We start from the raw sequence: 10061 nt of genomic DNA on the forward strand, positions 1-10061 counted from the left end.
GGGCCGGCGAAGACAAAGGCCGAGCGGCGCTTGGGCTGCAAGCCGATGGACGCAGCACCCGCCAGCCCGCCGATATGGTCGGCCCAGGCGCCGGCGGCGTTGATGATGACCGGCGCAGTGTAGATCGCATGCTGGGTGCGCACCTGCCACAGGCCGTCGGCGTCGCGGCTTAAGCCCAGCACATGGCTGTCGGTGCGCACGTCGCCCTGGTTGCGGCGGATACCGCGCAGGTAGCCTTGATGCAGGGCGTCGGTGTCGATGTCACAGGCGGTGGGGTCGTAGATTGCCCCGTGGACTTTTTCACGGCGCAGGATCGGCAGGCGTGCACAGGCTTCATCGACCGTCAGGCGCTGCACCTGCGCCACGGTGGCCTTGGCGCTCAGGTACTGGCTGTCGAGTTCGGCCGGGTCACCGTTGAAATCAACGGTCATTTCGCCCCGGGGCGTCAGCAGGGGATGTTCGCAGAAGCCTGCGGGTGGCTGGTCGAAAAAGGCCCGGCTGGCCAAGGTCAGCGCGCGTACCTGCGGGGTGCCGTACGCGGCGGTGTAGAGCGCTGCCGAACGCCCGGTGGAGTGATAGGCCGGGTGGTTTTCACGCTCCAGCACCAGCACCTTGCCGTGCTGCGACAACCAGAACCCGGTGGACGCGCCGGCGATGCCGCCGCCGATAATGATGAAGTCTGCCTGGCTCATGGATATCTCCTGAAATAAGCCTTGTAGGAGCGAGCTTGCTCGCGAAAAACGTTAACGATAACGCGCCCACCCTGTGTAAACGCAGTAGCTGTGAGGTCTTCGCGAGCAAGCTCGCTCCTACAGTCGGTACAGGGCATTGGCCAGGGCGATGTCTTCCAGGCCCAGGCCGATGGAGCGGAAAAACACGTGACGATCGTAGTCCGGGCGCTGGGCCATGTCGCTGAACAACTCGGGCAGGTCGCCGACAATTGTGCGTTTGTCCCAGCCGTGCTGTTCGCTGGCGATCAGCATCTCACCGGCCGAATCCGGGGTGGTCTGGCGGTAGTCGCAGAACACGTGCATCTGGTTGAGGCAGTGCGGCGGCACTTCATGGGCGCGTGGCGCGTTGGTGCTGATGGAGGTGATCAACGCGGGTTTGCTCAAGCGTGACGGGTCGATGACCGGGCCAGCGGACGAGGTGCACAGCAGGATCACATCCGCGTCTTCAAGGGCGGCCTCGCAGGTGGCGGCGAGGGTCAGGCGCGGGTCCAGGCAGGCCAACTGCGCGCGTGTTTCGGCGCTGGCGCTGTCCAGGCTCGGTGAGTACAGGCAGATTTGCTGCCAGTCGCGTAGGTTCTGCACATAACGCAGGTGCGCTTGGGCGACCTTGCCGCTGCCGATAATCGCCAAACGTTGCGCCGCCGCCGGAGCCAGCGCATCCACCGCCAAGGCCGTGGTGGCGGCGGTGCGTGCGGTGGTCAATTCAGCGGCATCGCACAACAGCAACGGCTGGCCGCTGTGCATCGACATCAACAGGGTCCAGGCCGTCACCAACGGGCCTTGCTCACGCACGATGTAGGGCGAAGTCTTGACCCCGTACACCCCGTCTTCGGCCAATACGCCCAAGTAGTTGATGAAATCCCCGGCACCCTGGGGAAACTCCACCAATTGTTGCGCCGGCTGCACCGCGTGCCCGGCGGCGAGGTCGCGGAACAGCTTGCGCAGGATCAACGGCACGTCGACTTGAGCCAGCAAGGTACGGGCCTGGGCTTGGTCGATAACGAGGGGCGTCGCGGACATGGGGTTCTCCGTATAAACTAATTTGTCCATTATGGACTTTTAGTTTTTATCCGCAATAACCCGAGGGAAAAATGAGATCAATGTGGGAGCCATGAAGATCAGATGTGGGAGCTGGCTTGCCTGCGATGGCGTTAGTACAGCAGCAAATGCAATGACTGACACACCGCCTTCGCAGGCAAGCCCGCTCCCACAGTTTTAACCGCGTTTAGGCAGTGGCCTTGGTGCCGGTCAGGCACTCGATGGAGCGATCTACGGTGGTTTTTGCAATTTCCAGCAAATGCCACACCGCCAGGATCTTCGCCCGCTCAGGGCTTTGCAGCAGCTCGCCGCAATCCAGCGCCGTGGCAGAGGCACTGTCGAGCAGGCAGGCGGTGTAGAGCAGGGCGTCCTCGAAACTCAGGTCTTCGTTGACACAGTGGAAGCCTTGGGTAGGCAGGTAATGGTCGATGGCGCGGTTGAAGGCGGCGCGGTCTTTTGCGGGATCGATGGGTGGGTCTGGTAGTACTTTATTCATGGTATAGCTCCGGAATGTTCATGGAGCCGACACGCTTCGCGACTAAACGTAGGGTGGCGGCTGTACGCAGGTTAGTCGACCGGTCCAGAGCATCCGGCGCACCCGAGGGCGCCCCGCGCACAGCCACCATAAAAACGTTATGGGACCAAACGCTTGCTCGAATCCGGGCGACTAAACCCGATCACTGATTTGGCAGTGACGGACCGCAGACTAGCCACCGATTCCAGCAGGCACAAGGCGGCAAGGATTGTCTAGGAAACGTCCTGCAATTTAAAGGGACACGCCTTGCTGGCCCTTTACAAACCATGACCAAATGCCACTAACCCACGCTGCAATACGATCAATGTGGCTTGCCTGCAATCGCCGCTAACCACGATGCGAAGCGAGCCGCTCTTGATCTTGATCTGCTTTTGATCTTAAGCGCCCCGTCAAACCATGCTGGCCGGAATTCGACAGTGATTTGGGGGGTAAACCGGCAGGGATGCCGGTTTAGCCGCCCCGCGCCATGGATGGCGCGTGGCGGCGGCCCCCCCAAATCACTGGCGGATTACGGGCACACCGAGCCTAGGCGAGGTGCCGAGTGGTGGGGCAAGAGCCTTTTGCTTACTTTTGGGCTCTTTTCAAAAGTGAGCCGCTGTCAGAGCGGAACCCTAGGTGGCCGTTACCGCAGGAATGGATATGCACACAATCCAACTGTGTTGACTGTCAGGCCGCCTTCGCAGGCAAGCCAGCTCCCACAGTTTGACCGTGGGGTGTCAGGTAGATGGAGATCAGCTGTCAGGCCGTTATTGCAGGCAAGCCAGCTCCCACAGGTAATCGATGATGTTCTGGCGGACGAGTTATCGCCTGCCCGAGCGCGTACTCACATCTACCCACACCGCCAGCACCAAAATGCTGCCCTTGACGATCATCTGCCAGTAGCTGTCCACATCGAGCATCGACATGCCGTTGTCTAGGCTGGTAATCACCAGCGCCCCCAGCAACGCGCCATACACCGTGCCCGACCCACCGCGCATCGAAGTGCCGCCAATAAAGCACGCGGCGATGGCGTCGAGTTCGCCCATGTTGCCCGCCGACGGCGAACCCGCCGCCAGCCTCGCGGTATTGACCAGGCCGGCCAGCGCGCACATCACGCCCATGATGCCGAAGATCCACAGTTTCACCGCTTGCACATTGATGCCCGACAGCCGCGTGGCCTCCATATTGCTGCCCACCGCATACACCCGGCGGCCGAACACGGTCTGGTGCGTGACATAGCTGAACACCCCCAGCAGCGCCAGCAACAGCAGCACCGGCACGGGGATGCCGTCGTAGCGGTTGAGGGTGGTGACAAAGCCTGCGAGCACCGCGCCAATCAGCACCACGCGCAGTGCATCGCGCAGCAGTGAGTGCGCGGCCAACCCATGCAGCGCACGGTTGCGCCGTTGTTTCCAGGTGAGGAACAGCGTCAAGGCAAACAGCAATATCCCAAGCGCGATACCGACGTTGTGGGGCAAATACCCCTGGCCCACATACACCAGCGACGGCGACACCGGCGCAATGGTGGTGCCGCCGGTAATCCCCAGCAGAATCCCGCGAAACGCCAACATCCCGCCCAGGCCGACGATGAACGAGGGGATGCGCAGGTAAGCGGTCATGTAGCCGTTGGCCAGGCCGATCATCAAGCCGCACAGCGCCACCAGGCTCAGGTTGGCCAATAGCGGCACGTGATAGACCACATCCAGAATCGCTGCCAACCCGCCCAACAGCCCGAGCAGTGAGCCCACCGACAAGTCGATCTCGCCGCTGATAATCACCAGCACCATGCCGCACGCCAATATCCCGGTGATCGACATCTGCCGCAGCAGGTTGGAGAGGTTGCGCGGGGTGAGAAAGCCGCCCTCGGTCTGCCAACTGAAAAACAGCCAGATGAACGCGACGGCGATCACCAACGCGAGCATTTTGTAGCGGGTGAAAAGGTGTTTGACCTGGTTCATCTACGCGGTCTTCCGATCAGTATTGTTATGGCTGAGCGCGGCGGCGAGCACCTGTTCCTGGGTGAGCCCGTCATTGATGAAATCCCCTCGCAACTGGCCGTCGCCAATCACCAGCACGCGGTTGGACACGCCGAGCACTTCGGCCAATTCCGAAGAGACCATGATGATCGACACGCCTTCGGCCGCCAGCGCGCCCATCAGTTTGTAGATCTCGTACTTGGCGCCCACGTCCACGCCACGTGTGGGTTCGTCGAGGATCAGCACCTTGGGCTGGGTCATCAGCATTTTCGCCAACACGGCCTTTTGCTGGTTGCCGCCTGAGAGGCTGGTGATCGGCAGCGACGGGCTGGCGGTCTTGAGGTGCATGCGGCTGATTTGCTGGTCGATGCTGCCCAGTTCGGCTTCGGCGTTGATGCGGGTCAGGTGCGCGTAGGTGTCGAGCACCGCCAGGGTGATGTTCTGGCCCACGCCGAGGTCGGGGATGATGCCTTGGCGCTTGCGGTCTTCTGGGACCATGCACAGCCCGGCGCGGATCGACTTGAGCGGCGTGCGCGTGTCGATCACCTGGCCATCCAGCCACACCTCGGCGCTGTAGCGGCCGGGGTAAGCGCCAAACAGCGCCGACACCAGCTCTGTGCGCCCGGCGCCCACCAAACCGGCGATGCCGAGGATTTCGCCGCGCCTGAGCACGAAGGAGATGTCGTCGACGCGCTTGCGCTTGGGGTTGTCGACGTCGTAGCAGGTGACGTTACGCGCCTCGAAGATCACCTCGCCCACGTCATGGGGCTCGGTGGGGTAGAGGTTGCTCATTTCGCGGCCGACCATCTGCGTGATGATCTGCGGGATGTCCATGTCTGCCATGGCGGTGGTCGCGATGTGCTTGCCGTCGCGAATCACCGCAATGGTGTCGCACACCGCCGCCACTTCATCGAGCTTGTGCGAGATGTACACACAGGCTACGCCCTTGGCCTTGAGGCCCCGGATGATGTCCAGCAGCACCTCGATTTCGCCACGGGTGAGGGCCGAGGAGGGCTCGTCGAGGATCAACAGGCGTGCCTGTTTGTTCAGGGCCTTGGCGATCTCCACCAACTGCTGGTAGCCGCCGCCATACTGCGACACCGGCAGCGCCACATTCATGTCCGGTACCTTGAGTTCACGCATCAAGGCTTCGGCGCGGTGCAGCATCGCCGGGTAGTTCATGCGCCCACCGGGCAGGGTCAGTTCGTGGCCCATGAAAATGTTCTCGGCCACCGACAGGTCGGGCACCAGGGTCAGTTCCTGGTGAATGATGACAATGCCGGCGGCCTCGGTTTCGCGGATGGACTGGGCCTTGAGCGGCTGCCCATCCCAGAGAATTTCCCCCTCCCAGGTGCCGTGGGGGTACACCGCCGAGAGCACCTTCATCAAGGTGGATTTCCCCGCACCGTTCTCGCCGCACAGGCCCACACACTCCCCAGGTTTGACCTTGATATCGATGCCGTTGAGGGCGTTGACACCGCCAAAGCTTTTGACGATGCCGTTCATTTGCAGCAGGTAATGCGACATGGCAATGGCTCACACAAAAGGCCGACGAAACACCGTCACTGTAGGAGCGAGCTTGCTCGCGAAAAAACCCCAGGCGACACGGGCTGCCTGCCAGCACCTACAGGCCGATCTGCTCTTTGGTATAGAAGCCGTCTTTCTCCAACACATCGATGTTGGCTTTGGTCAACGGCGTCGGCGTGAGCAAGATGGTGTCGACCTTCTTGCTGCCATTGTCATATTGCGAGCTATAGGTAGGCTTTTCACTGCGCGCCAGTTGCACCGAAAGCTTGGCCGCTTCGGTGGCGATCAGCTTGAGTGGCTTGTACACGGTCATGGTCTGGGTGCCATCGATCACGCGCTTGATCGCCGCCAGGTCAGCGTCCTGGCCGGAGATCGGCACCTTGCCCGCCAGCTTCTGCGCAGCCAGGGCCTGGATCGCACCGCCGGCGGTGGCGTCGTTGGAGGCGACAATAGCGTCGATCTTGTTGTCGTTACGGGTCAGGGCGTTTTCGACGATGCTCAAGGCTTCGGTGGGGTTCCATTCCTTGACCCATTGCTGGCCGACGATCTTGATATCACCGTTGTCGATGGCCGGTTGCAGCACCTTCATCTGACCTTCGCGCAGCACCTTGGCGTTGTTGTCCGTCGGCGCACCGCCGAGCAGGAAATAATTGCCCTTGGGCGCCGCTTGCAACACGCCGCTGGCCTGCATCTCGCCGACTTTTTCGTTATCGAAGGAAATGTAGGCGTCGATGTCGGCATTGAGGATCAGGCGGTCATAGGACACTACCTTGATCCCGGCCTTCTTGGCTTCGGCCACCGCGTTGGTCAGCACCGTGGCGTTGAACGGCACGATCACGATCACATCGACGCCCCGGGAGATGAGGTTTTCGATCTGGGCAATCTGCTTCTGTTCGTTGGCATCGGCAGACTGCACGAACACCTTGGCGTCGAGCTTTTCTGCGGCGGCAACAAAGTAATCACGGTCGCGGGACCAGCGCTCCAGGCGCAGGTCGTCGATGGAAAAACCGATTTTCGGGTGCGCAGGGTCGGCCATTACCGGCAGGGCGAACAGCGCCAGGGCTGCGGCGAGCAGGGCAGGTTTGAATGACTTCATGGTGGTGCGTCCTTTTATTGTTGTTGGAAAGACACAGCGTGGTGCGGGTTGAACTGTAGAGCGTCACTCGACGCTCTGTGCAGAGATTTGTCGTGCAAATGTCACCGATAGATAAACCGATTCACAACGCCTTCAAGCATCTCCTGGCGCCCACTCACCGCCTGTGGGTCCAGCGCGTTGGCAAAGGCATGTTCAGCCAATGATTCCAGGCTGAACTCCCCAGCCAACACCGCCTGGCCCAATGGCTGCTGCCAGCCGGCATAACGCTGCTCCTTGAACTGCTGCAAGCGGTCGTCCTGCACCATCGCCGCCGCACGCTCCAACGCCAGGGCCAGCACATCCATGGCGGCGACATGCCCGTGGAACAGGTCTACCTCGTCGAGGCTCTGGCGGCGCACCTTGGAATCGAAGTTATAGCCGCCGTTCTTGAACCCACCGGCCTTGAGGATTTCATAGGTGGCCAGGGTCATTTCCTCGACGCTGTTGGGGAACTGGTCGGTGTCCCAACCGTTCTGCGGGTCGCCGCGGTTGGCGTCGATGCTGCCGAAGATCCCCAACGACACGGCGGTGGCGATCTCATGATGAAAACTGTGCCCGGCCAGCGTCGCGTGGTTGGCCTCGATGTTCACTTTGATCTCGTGTTCCAGGCCGTACTCATGCAGGAAGCCGAACACGGTGGCGCTGTCGTAATCGTATTGGTGCTTGGTCGGCTCCTGGGGCTTGGGCTCGATCAACAGGTCACCCTTGAAGCCGATCTTGTGCTTGTGTTCCACCACCATGCGCATAAAACGCCCGAGCTGTTCGCGCTCGCGCTTGAGGTCGGTGTTGAGCAAGGTCTCATACCCTTCACGGCCACCCCACAGCACGTAGTTGGCGCCCTTGAGCCGCAGCGTGGCATTCATCGCGCTGAACACCTGGGCGGCGGCGAAGGCGAACACCTCTGGGTCCGGGTTGCTCGCGGCCCCGGCGGCAAAGCGCGGGTTACTGAAGCAATTGGCAGTGCCCCATAGCAGCTTGATGCCGGTCTGTTCCTGATGGCGCTCCAGGTGGTCGACCATCTGCGCAAAGTGGTTGCGGTACTCCTTAAGCGAGCTGCCTTCGGGCGCCACATCGGTGTCGTGAAAGCTGTAGTAGTCGATGCCCAGCTTGGAAAAAAACTCAAACGCCGCCTCGGCCTTGCCGATGGCCACCTCCATCGGATCGCCACTGCGCTGCCACGGGCGTTTGAATGTCCCCATCCCAAACATATCCGCCCCCGGCCACACGAAGGTATGCCAATAACAGGCCGCCATGCGCAGGTGCTCCCGCATGGGCTTGCCGAGGATCAGTTTGTTGGCGTCGTAGTGACGAAAAGCGAGGGCAGAGGTGCTGGCAGGGCCTTCGAAGCGCACCTTCTCGACACCGGGGAAGTATGGCATGGGGTTTTCCTTATTGTTCTGGGCGGTGTCTGGATACTAGCAATGGCACCTGGGCGGCTGATTATGAAAATCACCAAAGGGGAGTGCGATTTTGAGTGAAGAGCTGAGAACGGCTGAGGGAGTACAGGATTTAGGGAAACGTCTGACTTTACGGTGGGGATATGCCTCTTCAAAGTTTGGGGTGCCAGTCATTGCCTTGATGTGAATAGGCGAGGGCGGCGAACTAAGCTGAGAATAAGGAATATAAAGATGAGTGCATCACACGCCTTGCTATATACCAATGAAGTGTCGGCTGATTTTTTAAGTGAGTTAGACATGCCTGTATTTTCCGAGCAGCAACGTTCGGGTTTCAGCGAACAAGCGCTGAAGATCATTAATGAACGAGATGCCCAAAATAAGGCTCATCCGGCTATTGCAGTTTATCGAATAGCAACCGAAGGCAGCCAGACACGTAACGGTGGAGTCATTAAAACAACCACGTCGGGGATTGAGTTCAAACTGGCAGACGGTTCACGTGCGCGCGCTGCACATAAAGGCGACTGCGTCACGTACCTCGACGGAACCACAGCGTATATCGAAACCTCTGCGGGCGAACCTAACAGTTATCTTGCGCTTGTTGGTAGCACGCTCAGCAATGGTGATGAAATTATCAATACGCCTCAAAACTTGGCCGTACTCATCGAGCGTAAAGGTGTGCAAAAGGCAGAAGACTTTTTGGTCGCAGTGAATAAGTGAGTATTAAAAAGGCTTTATAGAGGGGTGTTGTTTTTTTTATGCCGCGCTTTGAACGTGAATCAAATTTCTAAAAGGGCAAGTGTATGAGTGAAGGACATTTTGTGGGTCTGGGTGATAAAACGACATGCGGCGGCAAGATTCTCGACGGTGACGCCAGGGTTAATATGCATGGTGTTCTCCACGCTCGCGAAGGTGACCGAGTGACGTGCGGGAAACATGCAGGGACTTACCAGATTCTGGGCGGCATTTCCCATATTCAAAGTCATGGAAAACGTGTGGCCGGCACGCTGGACAGCTTCAGCAGTTGCCCTTGTCGAGCTCGCCTGATTCCCTCGGTGTACTCGGCCACCTACGTAAACCAGAGCGCCCCATCACCCATGGGCCAGAGAGTTGCTCCATCGAGTGCATCAGTTGTAAACGGCAGCGCCGCAGCACCGCATCAATCTGGTTTCGTGCCGTCCGCTCATACAGCGCCCCCTACATTCAGTGGTGCGCACGGCCAGGAGCCTGGTTTCTATATCGTGCCCCAGAGCATGACCCGTGAGGCCCTGGAAGCCACACTTTTCCCCGCGCTCGACCCGGCTGTAATGCGCAAGTTTCAATCGCTGAATCCCAACACAGGCCACGTCAAAGCTGGTTCGATGATCGTGCTCAGCGATCCGAAAAACACCTCCTGCTCGTATGAAGAAGCTCAGCTGATGCAGGCTGCACAACACGTCAGCGCATCACTGGATGAGCTGACGCCGGACGAGGCTGACTTTCTGTATCGCCACGGTGCAGAGATCGCCGGTTTCATCGGCCATACCTCAACCTGGCTCGGCGTCAGTGCGGTGGTGATGGAAAAACACCTGAGCAATCTGCGCGAAACGCTGCAGGCCATGGAACGCCTGCATCAAGATAGCTATCGGCAGCACGGGCATCTTAGGTCAGCGCAGTTCTTTGCTGATCGCCAACGGTTGATGAATCAGTTGGATGCTCATCTGCTCAACTCCACCCGCCTGCGCGGGCAGACCACCTTGGGCGATC

Annotated in this window: 9 protein-coding genes; 2 read left to right on the forward strand and 7 right to left on the reverse strand. The window is 59.9% G+C overall.

Annotation, left to right across the window (positions count from 1 at the left end; genetic code table 11):
* The 7 genes from GIW04_RS22625 to xylA all read right to left on the reverse strand — a co-directional run.
* Window positions 1-692, reverse strand: a 692-nt coding sequence (locus GIW04_RS22625) for an NAD(P)/FAD-dependent oxidoreductase (RefSeq protein WP_236479209.1), incomplete at its 3' end; no start/stop codon positions are given.
* Between the two features lie 117 nt (window positions 693-809).
* On the reverse strand, window positions 810-1751 hold the full coding sequence (locus GIW04_RS22630) for an ornithine cyclodeaminase family protein (RefSeq protein WP_057710067.1): 942 nt from the start codon (window positions 1749-1751) through the stop codon (window positions 810-812).
* 205 nt (window positions 1752-1956) lie between these two features.
* The gene (locus GIW04_RS22635) at window positions 1957-2265 is read right to left on the reverse strand and encodes a DUF6124 family protein (protein ID WP_120248336.1); all 309 of its coding nucleotides are present in this window, start codon (window positions 2263-2265) and stop codon (window positions 1957-1959) included.
* Between the two features lie 839 nt (window positions 2266-3104).
* Window positions 3105-4241 (reverse strand): sugar ABC transporter permease, encoded by a 1137-nt coding sequence (locus GIW04_RS22640; protein WP_003190526.1) that lies wholly within the window; start codon window positions 4239-4241, stop codon window positions 3105-3107.
* Complete coding sequence (gene xylG / locus GIW04_RS22645; protein ID WP_120248334.1) at window positions 4242-5786, reverse strand: D-xylose ABC transporter ATP-binding protein; 1545 nt, start codon at window positions 5784-5786, stop codon at window positions 4242-4244.
* A 97-nt stretch (window positions 5787-5883) separates the two neighbouring features.
* Window positions 5884-6882, reverse strand: coding sequence for a D-xylose ABC transporter substrate-binding protein (gene xylF, locus GIW04_RS22650; RefSeq protein WP_120248333.1), 999 nt, complete (start codon window positions 6880-6882; stop codon window positions 5884-5886).
* Window positions 6883-6983: 101 nt separating this feature from the next.
* Complete coding sequence (gene xylA, locus GIW04_RS22655) at window positions 6984-8300, reverse strand: xylose isomerase (RefSeq protein ID WP_120248332.1); 1317 nt, start codon at window positions 8298-8300, stop codon at window positions 6984-6986.
* Window positions 8301-8549: 249 nt separating this feature from the next.
* Between xylA and GIW04_RS22660 the strand changes: the two genes are divergently transcribed.
* Window positions 8550-9035 carry a hypothetical protein gene (locus GIW04_RS22660; RefSeq protein WP_120248331.1) on the forward strand — a complete coding sequence of 162 codons (486 nt, stop codon included), beginning with the start codon at window positions 8550-8552 and terminating at the stop codon, window positions 9033-9035.
* An 83-nt stretch (window positions 9036-9118) separates the two neighbouring features.
* On the forward strand, window positions 9119-10061 hold a 943-nt coding region (locus tag GIW04_RS22665; protein WP_236302125.1), incomplete at its 3' end, for a PAAR domain-containing protein.

The organism is Pseudomonas sp. PA-4-8C (assembly GCF_021606625.1).
GTDB lineage: Bacteria > Pseudomonadota > Gammaproteobacteria > Pseudomonadales > Pseudomonadaceae > Aquipseudomonas > Aquipseudomonas lactis.

Bases quoted from the DNA above. Each gene is read 5' to 3' on its own strand.
- xylF (WP_120248333.1), bottom strand. From the start codon at position 6,882: ATGAAGTCATTCAAACCTGCCCTGCTCGCCGCAGCCCTGGCGCTGTTC.
- GIW04_RS22635 (WP_120248336.1), bottom strand. From the start codon at position 2,265: ATGAATAAAGTACTACCAGACCCACCCATCGATCCCGCAAAAGACCGC.
- xylA (WP_120248332.1), bottom strand. From the start codon at position 8,300: ATGCCATACTTCCCCGGTGTCGAGAAGGTGCGCTTCGAAGGCCCTGCC.
- xylG (WP_120248334.1), bottom strand. From the start codon at position 5,786: ATGTCGCATTACCTGCTGCAAATGAACGGCATCGTCAAAAGCTTTGGC.
- GIW04_RS22660 (WP_120248331.1), top strand. From the start codon at position 8,550: ATGAGTGCATCACACGCCTTGCTATATACCAATGAAGTGTCGGCTGAT.
- GIW04_RS22640 (WP_003190526.1), bottom strand. From the start codon at position 4,241: ATGAACCAGGTCAAACACCTTTTCACCCGCTACAAAATGCTCGCGTTG.
- GIW04_RS22630 (WP_057710067.1), bottom strand. From the start codon at position 1,751: ATGTCCGCGACGCCCCTCGTTATCGACCAAGCCCAGGCCCGTACCTTG.